The following is a 16435-nucleotide window of genomic DNA, read 5'->3' as shown; positions in this document are numbered from 1 at the left end:
GCCAGGGTACAAAAAAGGCCGGATGCGTTAAACACATCCGGCCTTTTCAGTGTTGGGCGAAGCCGGTTACAGAATATACCGGCTCAGGTCCTCGTCTTCAGACAACTCGCCCAGCTTCTCATCGACGTACTCCGCAGTAATCTCGAAGCCATCCGTTACCTTGTCACCGGCATCGAACGACAGGCTTTCAAGCAAGCGTTCCAGCACCGTATGCAGGCGACGGGCACCGATGTTCTCGGTGGTTTCGTTCACCTTGAAAGCCACCTCTGCGATCCGCGCAATGGCATCTTCGCTGAAGTTGAGCTTCACGCCTTCGGTGCCCATCAGGGCTTCGTATTGCTGCACCAGGGAGGCGTCTGGTTCAGTCAGGATGCGTTTGAAGTCCTCCGGTGTCAGCGCCTGGAGTTCTACCCGGATCGGCAAACGCCCCTGCAGTTCCGGGATCAGGTCTGACGGCTTGGACAGGTGGAAGGCGCCGGAGGCGATAAACAGAATGTGATCGGTGCGCACCGCGCCATACTTGGTGCTGACGGTGCTGCCTTCAATCAACGGCAGCAAATCCCGCTGCACGCCCTCGCGGGAGACATCCGATGAGGTGTTCTCCGAGCGCTTGGCGACTTTGTCGATCTCATCAATGAACACAATGCCATTCTGCTCAACCGCATCAATGGCCTTGTGCTTGATCTCTTCCTCGTTCACCAGTTTGGCGGCTTCCTCGTCCTTGACCTGCTTCATGGCGTCCGCCACTTTCATCTTGCGGGTCTTACGCTTGTCAGATGACAGGTTGGAGAACATGCTCTGAAGCTGGTTGGTCATCTCCTCCATGCCAGGAGGAGCCATGATTTCAACACCGGCGCCGCCACTGCGAACGTCAATCTCGATTTCCTTGTCATCCAGCTCGCCTTCCCGCAGCTTTTTGCGGAACATCTGGCGAGTGGCGGAATCGTTACTGGCGCGCTGGCTGTCTTCGTTGAAATCCCGGGCTGGTGGCAGCAAGGCATCCAGAATACGGTCCTCGGCGGCATCCAGGGCACGGTTCTCGTGGCGTTTCATCTCCTTCTCGCGGAGCAGTTTCACCGCCATATCGGCCAGGTCCCGGATAATGGATTCCACATCCCGGCCCACATAGCCCACCTCGGTGAACTTGGTGGCTTCCACTTTCAGGAACGGCGCATCCGCCAACTTGGCCAGGCGCCGGGCGATCTCGGTTTTACCCACGCCGGTGGGGCCAATCATCAAAATGTTCTTGGGAGTGATTTCGTCACGCAGGCTGCTGTCCAGCTGCATGCGGCGCCAGCGGTTACGCAGGGCAATGGCTACGGCACGCTTGGCTTCATCCTGACCCACGATGTGTTTATTGAGCTCGTGGACAATCTCACGGGGAGTCATTGCAGACATGGTCGCTCCGGTCAGTCTTTGAAGGACAGCACTTCCAGAGTGCGGTTCTGATTGGTGTAAATGCATATATCACCGGCGATCTCGAGCGCCTTTTCGGCGATTTCGTGTGCACTCAGGTCGGTATTTTCAAGCAGCGCACGAGCCGAGGCCTGGGCAAACGGGCCACCGGAGCCAATGGCAATCAGCCCTTGTTCAGGCTCGATGACATCCCCGTTACCGGTAATGATCAGCGAGGCGGTTTTGTCGGCCACGGCCAGCAGGGCCTCCAGCTTTCGCAGAGCGCGATCGGTACGCCAGTCTTTGGCAAGCTCTACCGCAGCCCGGGTAAGATTACCCTGGTGCTTCTCCAACTGGGCTTCAAAACGTTCAAACAAAGTGAACGCATCGGCGGTACCGCCGGCAAAACCGGCAATCACCTGGCCGTTATAGAGCCTGCGAACCTTACGGGCATTGCCTTTCATGACGGTGTTGCCCAGAGAAACCTGGCCATCGCCGCCCATGGCGACTTCATCGTCCCGGCGGACGGAAACTATGGTAGTCATTTTGGCTCCAGTTGCCTGATGTAAAAGTGTCTTGGAGCTTTATGGAGGCTTCTGGCGGGAATTCAAGAGGGCCGGCTTGAGGTGGAGGCCAGCTTTCCTGAGCCCCGACAACTCCAACAGTCTAGCCTTCTTTCGGGATCTTCCGAACCAGCGGCTGAATATTAATAGAAACCAGCTTATCCACCGCCGCATTCATCTGGCTGCGAGACTCAAATGGCCCCACATTCACCCGATACCACACACTGCCACTTTCCAGATCAATGCGCTGAACCTGCGCTCGCAAACCCTGGAACGCGATCTGAGCCCGCTGCCGTTCGGCATCCGCCTGGCTGCGGAAAGAGCCGGACTGGACAATATAATTGAAGTCCTGCTGAGCAGGGTTGGGGGAGTACTCCTGAACCTTAGGGGGCACCACTTCTGATTCCGGCAACATATCGTAGAACCGGAAATTCTGCTCCCGTGGCCGGCTTGGCTCCTGCTTGGCGGTGCTGGGCGCGGGTGTTTTGGGCTGGGCAGACTGCTGTGCGGGTTGGCTCGGCCTGGCGGATTCCTGGCCCGTTGGTAGTGTGTTGAGGTACACGATAAAACCGACAAAACCACCTACCGCAGCCAGAGACAGAATCCATTTGAACGACAGCGCCCCGTGCTGGGAGTGCGATGGCGCACTCCGCTTAGCGGGGGAAGCTTTACGGGGCTTCGGCGCTGGCTTTCTGGACGAAGCCGCTCCTTTTCCCGCAGGCCGGTCTTTCTTGGCGTAGTCTCTGGCCATGGTCTTCTTACATCTCCTCTGGCGCACTAACGCCCAGCAAATCCAGGCCGTTGGCAATCACCTGGCGCACGGCCAGATAAAGGCTGACACGGGCATCCCGCAGGGCGGTATCTTCAATCAACACCTTGTGGGCGTTGTAATAGGTATGGAACTGGCCGGCCAGCTCACGCAGGTAATGGGTGAGGTGGTGCGGCTCCCGCTGGGTGGCGGAGTTGGCAATCAGCTCCGGATACTTGGCCAGCTGATTGGCCAGTTCCTTCTCTTCGTCCAGGGTTAACAGGCTGAGATCGCCAACACATTCGGTCATGCCCCGTTGTACGCCCTCTGCTGCGAGCTTACGCAGCACGCTGCAAATACGGGCATGGGCATACTGGATGTAATACACCGGGTTTTCATTGGTCTGGGAGCGGGCCAGGTCGATATCGAAGGTCAACTGGGAGTCGACACGGCGCGCGGCCAGGAAGAAACGGGTGGCATCGCGGCCGACTTCGTCGATCAGGTCCCGTACGGTGACGTAGCTGCCGGCCCGCTTGGAGATTTTCACTTCCTGGCCGGAGCGGGTCACCATCACCATCTGGTGCAGAACGTAGTCCGGCCAGCCCTGTGGGATGTCGGCTTTCAGTGCCTGCAGGCCGGCGCGCACGCGGGTCACGGTGGAGTGGTGGTCTGCACCCTGTTCGTTGATCACGGTGGTAAAGCCACGCTGCCACTTGTCCAGGTGATAGGCCACATCCGGCAGGAAGTAGGTGTAGCCGCCATCCTTTTTACGCATAACCCGGTCTTTGTCATCGCCAAACTCGGTGGTTTTCAGCCACATGGCGCCGTCTTGCTCGTAGGTGTAGCCGTTGGCCTTCAGGCGCTCAACGGTGGCCTCCACCTTGCCGTCCTCGTACAGGGAAGATTCCAGGAAATACACATCAAACTGAACGCCAAAGGCTTTCAGGTCCAGGTCCTGCTCCCGGCGCAGGTAGGCCACGGCAAAGTCGCGGATGGCGTCCTGGTCGTCCGGGTCGGCCTTGGCGGTCACTTCCCGGTCATCGGCAATCACCGTTTCGCCGGCCATATAGGCGTTGGCCACGTCGACAATATAGTCGCCCCGGTAGCCGTCTTCCGGCCAGCTTTCATGCTCCGGGGTCAGGCCTTTCACGCGGGACTGAACCGACCGCGCCAGATTGTTGATCTGGGCGCCGGCGTCGTTGTAATAAAACTCACGGGTAACGTCGTAACCGTTGGCTTCCAGCAGGCGACACAGGCAGTCGCCAATAGCGGCACCGCGGCCATGGCCCACGTGCAGGGGGCCGGTGGGGTTGGCCGACACAAACTCCACCTGAACCTTCTCACCTTTGCCCGAGTTGTTACGGCCAAACTGTTCCGCTTCGCCCAGGATGGTATTCACTATTCCGAACGCGCTGGCGGTGCTCATGAAAAAGTTGATAAAGCCCGGCCCGGCAATCTCCACCTTCTCCACCGCTGAACTCTCCGGCAACGCCGCCACCAGGGCCTCGGCCAGCTTTCGCGGCGGGCAGCCAGCCGCCTTGGCGGCCATCAGGGCAATGTTGCAAGCGTAATCGCCATGGGATTTGTCCTTGGTGTTGCCAACCTGGGGGGTAAAGGTCTGGTCAGCCGGCAGAGTGCCTTCAGACTGCAGGGCAGCCAGTGCGGACTGGAGAAGCTCGGATACGGTCTCTTTCATGCGTCAGATGACTCGGTTTTCAGGAGAATGGGTACAGGGCAGGGCGCCCATGAAATCAGAAGAGGCGTATTATCGCGGAAAGTTGGGGTGTAAGCAAAAAGCTGGCCTGTGTGAACTGATCAGCCGGTTTCCTGCGGATCTACATCAACCACCCATCGGGTACTGGAGGACAGTCTGGCTTGGTCCAGATATTGGCATAGCTGTGTCAGCACGCGATTGAGGTGGCCACGGCTATCGCTGCACAGAATCAGTTGGGCCCGGTGGCGGTCGGCTTTGCGGGCGATAACGGCAGGTAACGGGCCCCAGATTTCGATGCCGGGGCTTTGCGCCATGGGTTTCAGGGTGTCCAGAAGTTGCAGGCTGTTCTGCATGGTTTCGGCTTCGGCCCGTACGATCGCCATAGCACGGTAGGGTGGCAGTGCGCCGGTTTCTCGCTCGGCCAGGAGCTGGTCGGCGATCGCAGCGTAGTTACCCTGGCACAAGTTGGTGAGAAGCGGGTGGTCGCTGTGGCAGGTCTGGATCAGCACTTTTCCCGGTTTATCGCCCCGACCGGCGCGGCCACTGACTTGTAGCAGAGTCTGGATCATCTGTTCCGGTGCCCGGAAATCAACACTGAACAGGCCGCCGTCGGCGTTTACCACGCACACCAGGGTGACGTTGGGGAAGTCGTGGCCCTTGGCCAGCATCTGGGTGCCGACAAGAATGCAGGGCTCGCCGGTATTCACCCTTTTCAGGATGGCTTGGATACTGCCTTTGCGCTGGGTGCTGTCCCTGTCTACCCGCACGATGGGCGTGTCCGGAAATTGCTCGGCAAGGGTGTCTTCGGTGCGCTCGGTGCCCTGGCCAACGGGTTTGTAGTTTTCGCTCTGGCATTTTGGGCAGGTGTGGCTGGCAGCCATCTGGAAGTCACAGTGGTGGCAGCGCATGGCGTGGTCGCGGCGGTGGTAGGTCAGGCGGGTGTCGCAGCGTGGGCATTCTTCAAGGTGGCCGCAATCAAAGCACATCATCACAGGGGCAAACCCCCGTCTGTTGACGAAGACCAGCGCCTGCTCGCCCCTCGCAAGCGTTTCTTTGATCGAATTCAGGGTCGGGCGGGACAATCCCGCTTCAAGTGGCCGGCTTCGGATGTCCAGTAATTCAAGCTGGGGCGGCTTCGCGTTGCCGGCCCGTTCTTCCAGTCGAATCAGTTGGTATTTGCCCTGTTGCGCGTTATGCCAGGATTCCAGGGACGGTGTGGCCGAGCCGAGAATCACCGGGCACCGGTTCAGGTGAGCGCGGTAGACGGCAACATCCCGCCCGGAATACCGGAAACCTTCGCCCTGTTTGTAGGAGCTGTCGTGCTCCTCATCGACGATGATGGTGCGAAGGTGGCTAAAAGGAAGCAGTACTGCCGAGCGGGTGCCGATCAGGATCACCGGTTCGCCATTGCGGATTTTCAGCCAGGTGCTCAGGCGCTCACCGTCATTCAGGGCAGAGTGCCATACCTGAATGCGGTTGCCGAAGTAGCGGCGAAAGCGGGCGAGTGTTTGTGGTGTCAGGTTGATCTCGGGTACCAGTACCAGTGCCTGCTCGTTCGCGTTGAGGTGCTTTTTTAAATAATGAAGGTAAAGTTCGGTTTTACCGCTACCGGTTATTCCATAGAGCAGGGTGGCAGAGAATTCGTGTGTGTGCTCCGGCATCTGAGCTGACGCTGCCTGTTGGGCGGCGGACAGGGTCGGGGCCGGCAGGTCTTTGGTGGCCGGCGCAGTTATGGCTTTGGCGCCCTCGGTGATCAGATCTTTCTGTTGCAGATTGCGAATCTGGGCCCGGCTGAAGCCGGATTTCACCAGCGCGCTGGAGCTAATGCCGGGTGATTCCTTGATGGCATTGAACAGGGCGACTTGCCGATGTGCGTTGGCTGGTAAGACGGCCTCTGTTGCTGCCGGGTGCCAGCTTTCATCGGCTTTCTCCTGAGCGGGCCGACCCCGTCGCAAGGCTGGGGGGAGGGCGGTAAACAGGCATTCTCCCAGCGGATGCTGGTAATAATCGCTGGCCCAGGTGAGCAGGTTAAAGGTGTTGTCTGGCAGGGCTGGCCAGGCTTCCAGTGTGCCTTTGATAGCCTTCAGGTTGACGCCGGGCGGGGGCTCAACGCCAATCTCTACTACCAGGCCAGTCAAAGTCTGGCGCCCGAAAGGCACGGTAACCCGCTGGCCAGGTGCGAGCTCAAGGCTGTCGGGAATCAGGTAGTCAAACAGGCGCCTCAGGGGGCGGTTCAGGGCGATGCGGGCGATAGCTGGCCGTGTCACGGTATCTGCGTATCCTGATGGCGGGCCTTCTGGCGCCGGGCGTTGTGTTCTGGAGTCTTGTGAGGAGTCAAGATACTTGCCTGTGGCCGGGTTTGTCAGTAAGATTCGCGGTCTGTTTATGGCCGGGCATGATTGTGCACGGTCTTTCCAATTGATTCAAACATGCGGTGCCTGGCATGTAGGCCGTTTTCGGCGGGTGATCAGGTAGCGGCATGACCGACAGAGGTTCGCCATGAAAGAAGGTATTCACCCGAAGTACGAAGACATTACCGCCACCTGTTCATGCGGTAACGTGATCAAGACTCGCTCCACTGTAGGCCACGACCTGCAGCTGGACGTATGCTCCCAGTGCCACCCGTTCTACACTGGCAAGCAGAAGGTTATGGACACCGGCGGTCGTATTGATCGGTTCCAGAAGCGTTTCGGCAGCCGTATCGGCGGCAAGAAAGCCTGATCTGCACCGAAATGTTGCAAAAAAGCGCCTCAGGGCGCTTTTTTTTTGTCTGGACGTCGGTTTTTTCGATGTCTTATACGCAAAATGCACTATTGACTGGTCATAAAATATTCGGTTTTGGCTTGTCGTTTCGGGGCGGTCGCGCCATAATGTCGCGCTCCGTTGGGCGAGCCCCGGCGGTTAATACCTTTAAACGTGACAAACGGAACAGTGGCAATGTCTCAAGATCTGAAAGAAGCAGCCCTTGAATATCACGCCAAACCGCGGCCGGGTAAGCTGAGTGTTGAAATCACCAAGCCAACCCAAACTTCCCGCGACCTTTCCCTGGCGTACAGCCCCGGGGTTGCCGAACCGGTCCGCGAGATCGCGAAGGACCCCGAGAACGCATACAAGTACACGGCCAAGGGCAACCTGGTAGCTGTGATTTCTGATGGTACTGCGATCCTGGGTCTGGGTAATCTCGGCCCCCTGGCAAGCAAGCCGGTAATGGAAGGCAAGGGCGTACTGTTCAAGCGCTTTGCTGGTATTGACGTGTTCGATATCGAAGTCAATTCCGAAAGCCCGCAAGCGTTTATTGAAACTGTAGAGCGTATCGCGGATACCTTCGGTGGTATCAACCTCGAAGACATCAAGGCACCGGAGTGCTTCGAGATTGAGCGTGCGCTGATCGAAAAGTGCAACGTGCCCATCTTCCATGATGACCAGCACGGTACTGCCATCGTGACTGCAGCTGGCATGATCAATGCCCTTGAGCTGCAGGGTAAGAAAATTGAAGAGGCAAAGGTGGTTTGTCTGGGCGCCGGTGCGGCTGCCATTGCCTGCATGAAGTTGTTGATCAGCTGCGGTATTCGCTCTGAAAACATTTTCATGCTCGACCGCAAGGGTGTGATCCACTCTGGTCGTGACGATCTGAACCAGTACAAAGCGATGTTCGCCAACGAGACAGACAAGCGTACACTGGATGACGCCATTGACGGCGCCGACGTGTTCCTGGGTCTGTCTGGTCCGGACCTGTTGAGTGCTGAGCAGCTGGCGAAGATGGCTCCGAACCCGATCGTATTCGCGTGCTCCAACCCGGATCCGGAAATCAGTCCGGAAGTGGCTCTGGCTACCCGCGATGATCTGATCATGGCAACCGGCCGTTCGGACTATCCGAACCAGGTGAACAACGTTCTGGGCTTCCCGTTCATTTTCCGTGGCGCGCTGGACGTTCGTGCAACCGCCATCAACGAGGAAATGAAAGTGGCAGCGGTTCATGCTATTCGTGAACTGGCTAAAGAGCCCGTGCCCCAGGAAATCTGCGCCGCTTACGGTGTCGACAGCCTGGAGTTCGGTAAGGAATACATTATTCCCAAGCCGATGGACGTTCGTCTGCTTGACGTAGTGCCTGCTGCGGTTGCCCGTGCTGCCGTAGACTCTGGTGTGGCGCGCAATCCTTACCCGGCGCACTACCCGCTGAAGTCCATGGACGACATCATCTGATCCGGATGTAGTTGTTGGGCCTCAAAAAAAACCGGCGGAGATCCCGCCGGTTTTTTTGTGTCTGCCCATTGCTGGGCTCGGCTGCGCCGGATCAGAAAATCTGTCCGGGCAGGCTGTCAGAGTCGTTGGCGCCAGACCCGTTGCCGTTGGTGTCCTGTGATAGCGGCGCTGGGGCATCTTCCTCTTTGAAGATTTCAAACGTGCCATCTTCTCCAGGGCGCGCCCGTTCGCCGGTTCTGGGGTTAATGCGGATGTTCACAATCCCGTTGGGTCTTGCCATGGTAGATTCGGGTGCGCCTTGCATGGCGGTTTTCATGTAGTCAACCCAGATTGGCAGGGCTGTGCTTGCGCCAAATTCCCGTCGGCCGAGGGGGGATGGCTGGTCGAAGCCCACCCATACGGTTGTTGCCACGTCGTGATTGAAGCCGGCAAACCAGGTGTCTTTCTGTTCGTTTGTGGTGCCGGTTTTACCGGCCAGGTCTTTGCGGTTCAGCGCCAGTGCGCGGCGACCAGTGCCGCGACGGACCACGTCCTGAAGAATCGTGTGCATGATATAAACCGAGCGTTCGTCGGCCAGGCGTTTCATCACGCGTTTTTCCGCAGACTGCTGTGCGCTTGCCGGCAACAGAATGCCATCCGTTTCCGGTGTGTCGCTGTTGCTCTCTGTGAGCGGGTCTTCACTGGCGTTATCTGTCAGTTGCTGTTCGCAGTCGCTGTCGCAAAGTACGGTTTCAGGTGCCTCGTAGACAACGGTGCCATCCGGTTCCTGGATGGTTTTAATCAGATACGGTTCCACGTCATAACCGCCGTTGGCGATAACGGCGAAGCCGCGCGCCAGCGCCATTGGCGTGAGCTGGCCTGCCCCCAGGGAGAGAGACAAGTTGGCTGGCATGTTGGCGGTCGGGATCTTCAATTGATCCAGATAGTTCAGTGTTTGGCGAATGCCCAGATCTCTCAGCAGCCGGATTGAAACCAGGTTGCGCGAGCGATAGAGGCCTTCCCTGAGTGTCGTTGGGCCATAAAACTGGCCCGATGAATTCTGGGGGCGCCAGGCGCCTTCGAGTTCTGAGTCCTCAAATACGATGGGTGCATCATTGTAAATGGTTGCAGGTGTGCGGCCGTTCTCCAGGGCAGAGAGGTACAGGAAAGGCTTGAACGTAGAACCCGGCTGGCGGTTAGCCTGGGTTGCCCGGTTGTATTTGCTCTGGCTAAAGCTGTAGCCGCCGGCAAGGGCCTCAATGGCGCCGGTTTTTGCCGACAGAGAAATCACTGCGCCTTCCACTCTTGGGGCCTGAGAGAGCGCAACCTGCAGTTCAAGTCGAGGCTCGTTGCCGTCGGTTTCAGGGGTTTGCTCCTGAATTTGCGGCAGTTGCGTTACCTTCACATAGACCACGTCGCCGACATTAACGACATCGGATGGCTTCTCCGGGGTTGGTCCTGTCAGGTTCTCTGTGCGGTATCGCTTAGCCCAGGTCATGGTTTCGAAGTCCATTTTTCCCGGACCGAGGTGGCGGGTGTGAACCCTTGCTGCGCCCTCATCATCGTTGACTGAGGTGATCACTGCAGGGATGAGGCCTTCTACCCTCGGGTAGTTGAGTAGCTGATTGGACAGCTCTGCTGTAGACATACCGGCAATGTCAAACTGGCCGATGGGGCCCCGGAAGCCGTGACGCCGATCGTAGTTTTCAAGGCCGGTGCGAAGGGCTTCCGTTGCCGCTTGTTGTTTGGTTCCGTCAACGGTCAGCGTCACGCTGTAGCCATCATTGTAGGCAGCTTCACCAAAACGGCGAACCATCTCCGTTCGTGCCATCTCGGCGACGTAATCGGCATCTACCTCAGCTTCCCGCATGTTATAGGTGGCGGTGAGCGGGGCTTTGGTTGCTTCTGACCAGTCTTCCTGTGTGATGTAGCCGAGATCCCGCATTCTTCCAAGAATCCAGTTTCGGCGTATCAGTGCTCGCTCAGGGTTGGCCAGAGGGTTGTAGGCAGAAGGCGCCTTTGGCAGTCCGGCCAACATGGCCATCTGGGCAAGGGTGAGCTCGTCGACGGGTTTGTCGTAATAGACCTGGGCGGCGGCGGCGATGCCGTAGGCGCGGTTGCCCAGGTAGATCTTGTTCAGGTACAGCTCCAGGATCTTGTCTTTATCAAGTTCACGTTCGATCTGAAGAGCCAGAAGTATCTCGTTGAACTTACGAATAAAGGTGCGGTCGCGTGACAAAAAGTAATTTTTTGCAACCTGCATGGTGATAGTACTACCGCCGGACTGGATACTGCCGGTGGACACCAGTTCGATGGCAGCCCGCGTCAACCCTTTGATGTCGACTCCGAAATGGTCGTGGAATCGGGCGTCTTCCGCGGCCAGAAAGGCTTGTAACTGAATTGTAGGGATCTGTTCGATTGTGATCGGTGCCCTTCTCTTTTCGCCGAATTCTGCTATTAATCTGTTGTCTGCACTGTATACCCGAAGCGGCGTCTGAAGTTTTACGTCCAGCAGTTGGTGAACAGGAGGCAGGCTGGGCCGAAGGTATAAATAGAAGGCCGAGGCGATAATAATGGCGACACTCAGGCCGGTGAGCAGGAACCAGGCGAAAACACGAGATGTGCGCAGCAAATGAGACATTTTTTTCTGACAACAGTTGGATATAGGTCTATTATTTGAGAAATTGCTTTAGGAAGGTTGAGTTGCTTCACTGAATGCAAGATCTCTTGAATAACAAAGAGCCTGCATTGTAGACGGAAAACTTGAAGAATTCTCTTACATAAAAAACACATAAAGCGTCTCTGTCATGATTGCCGTATCAGGGATTGGTTCAGAGGCGCCTTAGCCGGGTGCATTAAACCAGGTATAGGGTGAGCGCGTGTTCGGATTGCTAGGAAAAAAATCCAGTGCAGTGCTGGGCGTGGATGTCAGCTCCAGCTCGGTCAAACTTCTGGAACTGTCAAGGCATGGCGACCGTTACAAGGTTGAAAGCTATGCGGTTGAGCCGTTGCCGGCCAACGCAGTTGTCGAGAAAAACATCACTGATGTAGAAGCGGTGGGTGAGGTGCTCAAGCGAGTGGCCTCTAAATCCCGTACCGGCGTTAAGCAGGTTGCCGTGGCTGTGTCAGGTTCTGCGGTTATCACCAAGGTCATCCAGATGGATGGCGGCCTCAACGAATTCGAGATGGAAGACCAGATCACCCTCGAGGCCGATCAGTATATCCCGTATCCGCTGGATGAAGTAGCCATCGATTTTGAGGTGCAGGGTCCGTCTGAGTCGAATCCGGACCAGGTCGACGTGCTGCTGGCTGCGTGCAGAAAAGAGAACGTGGATATCCGTGAGGACGCTCTCGAGATTGCCGGCCTGACCACCAAGATTGTCGATGTCGAGGCCTATGCACTGGAAAGGGCGTACAAACTGATCGAGCCCCAGTTGGAGTCCCAGGGCGAAGAGCTGGTGGTTGCCATCGTCGATATCGGCGCAACCATGACCACGCTGAGTGTGCTGGCTGAGGGTAAGACAGTTTATACCCGTGAGCAGATTTTCGGGGGCAAGCAGCTTACCGAGGAAATTCAGCGCCGCTACGGCTTATCACTTGAAGAAGCCGGTCTCGCGAAGAAACAGGGCGGGCTTCCGGACGACTATGAGCCGGAGGTCCTTACCCCCTTCCGTGAAGCGGTTGTGCAGCAAGTTGCACGGGCTCTCCAGTTCTTCTTTGGTGCCAGCCAGTACAACGCCGTTGATTACGTCGTTCTTGCAGGCGGTACGGCATCCATTCAGGGCCTGACCGAGATGGTGGAGGAGAAGACCGGTACGCCAACCCTGGTTGCGAATCCATTCGCCGACATGGCCGTGGGTTCCAGAGTGAATGCATCAGCCCTGAGCAATGATGCTCCATCGTTGATGATTGCCTGCGGCCTGGCAATGAGGAGTTTCGACTGATGGCAAAGATTAACCTCAGACCATGGCGTGAGGAACTGCGAGCTGAGAAGCAGAAGCAGTTCGTGGTCATGATCCTTGGCGCAACTATTGTGGCGGCTGGTCTGGCATTCCTCTGGAAGTCGGATATGGACAGCCGGATTGCTTATCAGCAATCCCGAAACGCCTATATTGAAACCGCGACAAAACAGCTTGATCAGCAGATCAGGGAAATCGAGAACCTCAAGCGCCAGCGCGATGAATTGCTGGCGAGAATGCAGGTAATCCAGGATCTGCAGGGTACTCGCCCGGTCATCGTTCGGGTGTTTGATGAGTTGGTTCGCACCTTGCCTGATGGCCTCTTCTACACCGATCTGAAGCGGACGGGAGAACGCATCGAAATCGTGGGTATGGCGGAGTCGAACAGCCGCATATCCAACCTGATGCGTCAGTTTGATGACTCTGACTGGTTCACCAATCCCAACCTTACCAATGTGGCTGCAGCCGACGCTCGTCGTGCAGGTTACAGCCAGTTCAACCTGTCTGTTCAGCAGCAGACACCAGAGCCCGAAGGGGAGGATAATTAATGAGCCTCGCGGACTCACTCAAGAGCTTGAACGAATTTGATATCAACGACCTCGATATCAACAACGCAGGTATCTGGCCTGCACCGATAAAAGCAATTGTTGCTCTGATTATCTTTGGCCTGATTCTTGGCGGCGGATACTGGTTCTTTATCAAGGATCAATATGCCCAGCTGGACAGGGTCGAGCGCACCGAGCAGGAGCTCAAGCAACAATATGAGCGTAAGGCCTATCAGGTGGCCAACCTTGACGTGTTCAAGGCTCAAATGGCCGAGATGGAAGAGACGTTTGGCGCGTTGGTACGCCAGTTGCCCAGTGAGACTGAGGTGCCGGGCTTGTTGGAGGATATCACCAATACCGCATTGGGTAGTGGTCTGTCTCTGCAGCAAGTGGCGCTACAGCCTGAGCAGCGGCGGGATTTTTACTCGGAGCTGCCGATCAATATCCGGGTATCCGGTGCGTATCACGAACTTGCGACGTTTGTTAGCAGTGTGGCAAGTCTCCCTCGGATTGTGACATTGCACGATTTAACCATAAAACCAATTGGCGGAGATGGTGAGCGGCTTGATATGCAAGTTGTTGCACGTACCTACCGCTACCGGGCTGGAGAGTGAGCATGACAGGAAAGCATGCGGGAAAAGCCTGGCTGGGTGTGTGTCTGGCGTCTTTGCTGACGGCTTGTTCCCAGGGCAACGGTTTCTCGGATCTGGACAAGTTCATGGCCGATACCCGGGCCAAGCCCCGGGGGCACGTGGAGCCCCTGCCAGAATTCAAGGCCTACGAGGCGTTCAGTTATTCAGCGGCAGATCGCCGGGCCCCCTTTGAGCCGCCCGTCGACGTTCAGTTGACCATGGTGGACGAGCAGCCGATCAGTGATGTCGAGCCGGACCTGGACCGGCCGAGAGAGGTTCTTGAGAACTTCGATCTCAAATCTCTGACCATGGTTGGTACGCTTCAGGGTGTCGGCGGCGGATTGTTTGCACTGATTCGTGATGGCAGCGGCGGCATCCACCGGGTGCGAAGCGGAAATTATATGGGTCAGAACTACGGCCGAATTGTCGGTATCAGTGAAACCCGCATTGAATTGATTGAAATCGTTCCAAATGGCCGGGGTGGCTGGGTCGAGCGCCCGCGTTCCCTGTCTTTGGATGAAGGATAAGGCCGGGAGCGATAAAGGATGAATGAAAAAAACATGCACGAACAAAATGGTTTAAGGTCGAGGCTAGCGATGTTCAAAAAACTCAATGTCTGCGTGGGCGTGATCGCCATCGGGTTATGGAGCAGCCTGGCCAGCGCGGTCACGCTGGAAGACGTGTCGTTTTCGTCGCTGCCGGGAGAACGCCTGGAAGTGACCATGAAATTCGATGGGCCACCGCCCGAGCCTACCGGGTACACGATTGAGCGCCCGGCGCGCATCGCTGTGGACCTCAAGGACACCACCAGTGGGCTTAACCAGCGGAGTATTCCGCTTGGGTCCGGCAATGCGCAAAGCGTGACCGTGGTGGAAACCAAAGATCGCACGCGGCTGATCTTCAATCTGGTGGAATTGACTCCCCACGAGACAGTTCGTCAAAACAATTCGCTGGTCATGACTATTGGCGGCGCCAGTGGCGCTACGCCCACTGGGGCAGCTTCCCAGCAGCGCCAGTCAGGATCGACGGCCGCTGCCTCCTCCAATGCCCTTGCAGGCGTGGACTTCCGCCGGAGCAAGGAAGGCGAGGGGCGCGTGATCGTTGATCTTGGAAGTGCCTCTGCGGCGGTGAATCTGTCTGAGCAGGCTGGTCGCATCCGGCTGACCATGCCGGGACTGGATGTCCCTTCAGATCTTCGTCGTCGTCTTGATGTTACAGACTTTGCCACTCCTGTTACCCGGATCGATACATTCGTTGAGGAAGGCAACGCGGTGGTTGAGATTCGCCCGGAAGGCAATTATGACTATATTGCCTATCAGTCAGGTCGCGAGTTTACCGTTAGCGTTGAGAAACTTTCTGAAGAAGAGGCCGAGACCCGTCGCGAAGAGAAATTCCCGTACACCGGCGACAAGCTGTCCTTGAACTTCCAGGACATCGAAGTACGTTCGGTTCTCCAGTTGATTGCCGACTTTACCGGCCTGAACCTGGTGGCCAGTGACACCGTTGGCGGCAGCATTACCCTGCGGTTGCAGAATGTACCCTGGGATCAGGCGCTTGACCTTATCCTTAAAACTAAAGGTCTGGATAAGCGTCAGATTGGTAACGTTCTTTTGGTGGCCCCTGCGGAGGAAATCGCAGCGCGAGAGAGGCTTGAGCTGGAGACAAACAAGCAAATTGCTGAGCTTGCCCCCGTGCGTCTGGACATCATTCAGGTGAACTATGCGAAGGCTGGAGATATCGTGGCACTGATTCGTGCAGACGAAGAGCTTATTTCCTCCAGGGGTTTTGTTTCCTCGGATGTTCGCACCAACACGATCAGTGTGCGTGAGACGCAGCAAAAGCTGGAAGAGATTCGCCGATTGGTTGGCACTTGGGATGTGCCAGTTCGCCAGGTATCGATCGAAGCTAGAATCGTACGCGCTCAGAATAACGTTTCCGAAGAGCTCGGTGTGCGTTGGGGCGCGCAAGGCCGTGCTACTGCCGATGGTGGTTCCGATAACATAATTATCGGTGGTTCTCAGGGGGGGCTGGCAGGTATCTCTCCGAGTGGTCCGTTGAGTCTGCCATCCGATCTCAATGTTGATTTGGGTGTTACTCGCGCTGGTTCCTCTTCTGTCGCGCTGGGGTATATTGGCACCGACTTCCTCCTGGATCTTGAGTTGTCAGCATTTGAAACAGACGGTCGTGCAGAGGTGGTTTCGCAGCCGAGGGTTGTCACCGCAGATCGTCAGAGTGCTTCGATCAAATCTGGTGAAGAAATCCCTTACCAGGAAGCAACTTCCAGTGGTGCAACCAATGTTGAGTTCAAGGAAGCGGTTCTATCTCTGGAAGTAACCCCCCAGATCACTCCGGATGACAAAATCATCATGGATTTGGTGGTAAACCAGGATTCCCGAGGCGAGGTAACGGCCGGTATCCCCTCTATAAATACCAATTCCGTGACCACTCAGGTTCTGGTAGCGAACGGGGAGACAGTTGTGCTGGGCGGTATCTTCCAGTCTGAGGTGGCCACCCAAACCACGAAGACTCCGTTCCTGGGCGATATTCCTTACCTAGGTCGCCTTTTCAAACGCACTGAGCACATTGACGAGCGAAGCGAGTTGTTGATCTTTGTAACTCCGAAGATCATCAAAAACGACCTGATTCAGTAATCGCTCCGCACATAAAAAGCCGCCGCTAACCCCGGCGGCTTTTTTC

Annotated in this window: 13 protein-coding genes; 7 read left to right on the top strand and 6 right to left on the bottom strand. The window is 56.7% G+C overall.

Going from position 1 to position 16435, the window contains the following annotated elements:
- Nucleotides 1-66: 66 nt before the first annotated feature.
- The 5 genes from hslU to J122_RS11210 all read right to left on the bottom strand — a co-directional run bounded on the left by hslU (nt 67) and on the right by J122_RS11210 (nt 6687).
- Nucleotides 67-1398 carry an HslU--HslV peptidase ATPase subunit gene (hslU, locus tag J122_RS11230; protein WP_061332394.1) on the bottom strand — a complete coding sequence of 444 codons (1332 nt, stop codon included), beginning with the start codon at nt 1396-1398 and terminating at the stop codon, nt 67-69.
- Between the two features lie 11 nt (nt 1399-1409).
- Entirely contained in the window at nt 1410-1940 is a 531-nt protein-coding gene (gene hslV, locus J122_RS11225; protein ID WP_058090075.1) for an ATP-dependent protease subunit HslV, read from the bottom strand.
- 121 nt (nt 1941-2061) lie between these two features.
- Entirely contained in the window at nt 2062-2709 is a 648-nt protein-coding gene (locus J122_RS11220; RefSeq protein WP_061332393.1) for an SPOR domain-containing protein, read from the bottom strand.
- Between the two features lie 7 nt (nt 2710-2716).
- Nucleotides 2717-4402: an arginine--tRNA ligase gene (gene argS, locus J122_RS11215; protein WP_061332392.1), complete on the bottom strand. Its 1686-nt coding sequence runs from the start codon at nt 4400-4402 to the stop codon at nt 2717-2719.
- A 119-nt stretch (nt 4403-4521) separates the two neighbouring features.
- Entirely contained in the window at nt 4522-6687 is a 2166-nt protein-coding gene (locus tag J122_RS11210; protein ID WP_061332391.1) for a primosomal protein N', read from the bottom strand.
- Nucleotides 6688-6919: 232 nt separating this feature from the next.
- Between J122_RS11210 and rpmE the strand changes: the two genes are divergently transcribed.
- Both rpmE and J122_RS11200 read left to right on the top strand, forming a co-directional pair.
- On the top strand, nt 6920-7141 hold the full coding sequence (gene rpmE, locus J122_RS11205; RefSeq protein WP_061332390.1) for a 50S ribosomal protein L31: 222 nt from the start codon (nt 6920-6922) through the stop codon (nt 7139-7141).
- A gap of 216 nt (nt 7142-7357) precedes the next feature.
- Nucleotides 7358-8623, top strand: a complete 1266-nt coding sequence (locus J122_RS11200) for a malic enzyme-like NAD(P)-binding protein (RefSeq protein ID WP_061332389.1) — start codon at nt 7358-7360, stop codon at nt 8621-8623.
- 91 nt (nt 8624-8714) lie between these two features.
- Here the strand turns inward: J122_RS11200 and J122_RS11195 are convergent, their stop codons facing one another.
- Nucleotides 8715-11243, bottom strand: a complete 2529-nt coding sequence (locus J122_RS11195) for a penicillin-binding protein 1A (RefSeq protein WP_061332388.1) — start codon at nt 11241-11243, stop codon at nt 8715-8717.
- A 238-nt stretch (nt 11244-11481) separates the two neighbouring features.
- Here J122_RS11195 and J122_RS11190 point away from each other — a divergent pair, with 238 nt between their 5' ends.
- From J122_RS11190 to pilQ, 5 genes are all read left to right on the top strand, one after another.
- Complete coding sequence (locus J122_RS11190) at nt 11482-12546, top strand: pilus assembly protein PilM (protein ID WP_061332387.1); 1065 nt, start codon at nt 11482-11484, stop codon at nt 12544-12546.
- Nucleotides 12546-13109 (top strand): PilN domain-containing protein, encoded by a 564-nt coding sequence (locus J122_RS11185; RefSeq protein WP_061332386.1) that lies wholly within the window; start codon nt 12546-12548, stop codon nt 13107-13109. Before J122_RS11190 ends, J122_RS11185 begins: the two co-directional genes overlap by 1 nt.
- On the top strand, nt 13109-13720 hold the full coding sequence (locus J122_RS11180) for a type 4a pilus biogenesis protein PilO (protein WP_061332385.1): 612 nt from the start codon (nt 13109-13111) through the stop codon (nt 13718-13720). Before J122_RS11185 ends, J122_RS11180 begins: the two co-directional genes overlap by 1 nt.
- A 2-nt stretch (nt 13721-13722) precedes the next feature.
- A complete protein-coding gene (locus tag J122_RS11175; RefSeq protein ID WP_061332384.1) occupies nt 13723-14265 on the top strand; it encodes a pilus assembly protein PilP in 543 nt (180 codons plus the stop codon).
- A 69-nt stretch (nt 14266-14334) separates the two neighbouring features.
- Complete coding sequence (pilQ, locus tag J122_RS11170; protein WP_227510178.1) at nt 14335-16389, top strand: type IV pilus secretin PilQ; 2055 nt, start codon at nt 14335-14337, stop codon at nt 16387-16389.
- The last annotated feature ends 46 nt before the right edge of the window (nt 16390-16435 follow it).

The sequence above is a fragment of the Marinobacter excellens LAMA 842 genome (assembly GCF_001574445.1).
GTDB classification, from domain to species: Bacteria; Pseudomonadota; Gammaproteobacteria; order Pseudomonadales; family Oleiphilaceae; genus Marinobacter; species Marinobacter shengliensis.
The sequence above is the reverse complement of the archived record's forward strand: the minus strand, read 5'-3'. Positions and strand labels throughout refer to the sequence as shown.

What these genes read in the sequence shown, in the direction of transcription:
- argS (WP_061332392.1), bottom strand. Translation starts at nt 4,402, where the DNA reads ATGAAAGAGACCGTATCCGAGCTTCTCCAGTCCGCACTGGCTGCCCTG.
- pilQ (WP_227510178.1), top strand. Translation starts at nt 14,335, where the DNA reads ATGTTCAAAAAACTCAATGTCTGCGTGGGCGTGATCGCCATCGGGTTA.
- J122_RS11185 (WP_061332386.1), top strand. Translation starts at nt 12,546, where the DNA reads ATGGCAAAGATTAACCTCAGACCATGGCGTGAGGAACTGCGAGCTGAG.
- J122_RS11180 (WP_061332385.1), top strand. Translation starts at nt 13,109, where the DNA reads ATGAGCCTCGCGGACTCACTCAAGAGCTTGAACGAATTTGATATCAAC.
- J122_RS11175 (WP_061332384.1), top strand. Translation starts at nt 13,723, where the DNA reads ATGACAGGAAAGCATGCGGGAAAAGCCTGGCTGGGTGTGTGTCTGGCG.
- hslV (WP_058090075.1), bottom strand. Translation starts at nt 1,940, where the DNA reads ATGACTACCATAGTTTCCGTCCGCCGGGACGATGAAGTCGCCATGGGC.
- J122_RS11220 (WP_061332393.1), bottom strand. Translation starts at nt 2,709, where the DNA reads ATGGCCAGAGACTACGCCAAGAAAGACCGGCCTGCGGGAAAAGGAGCG.
- J122_RS11195 (WP_061332388.1), bottom strand. Translation starts at nt 11,243, where the DNA reads ATGTCTCATTTGCTGCGCACATCTCGTGTTTTCGCCTGGTTCCTGCTC.
- J122_RS11200 (WP_061332389.1), top strand. Translation starts at nt 7,358, where the DNA reads ATGTCTCAAGATCTGAAAGAAGCAGCCCTTGAATATCACGCCAAACCG.
- rpmE (WP_061332390.1), top strand. Translation starts at nt 6,920, where the DNA reads ATGAAAGAAGGTATTCACCCGAAGTACGAAGACATTACCGCCACCTGT.
- hslU (WP_061332394.1), bottom strand. Translation starts at nt 1,398, where the DNA reads ATGTCTGCAATGACTCCCCGTGAGATTGTCCACGAGCTCAATAAACAC.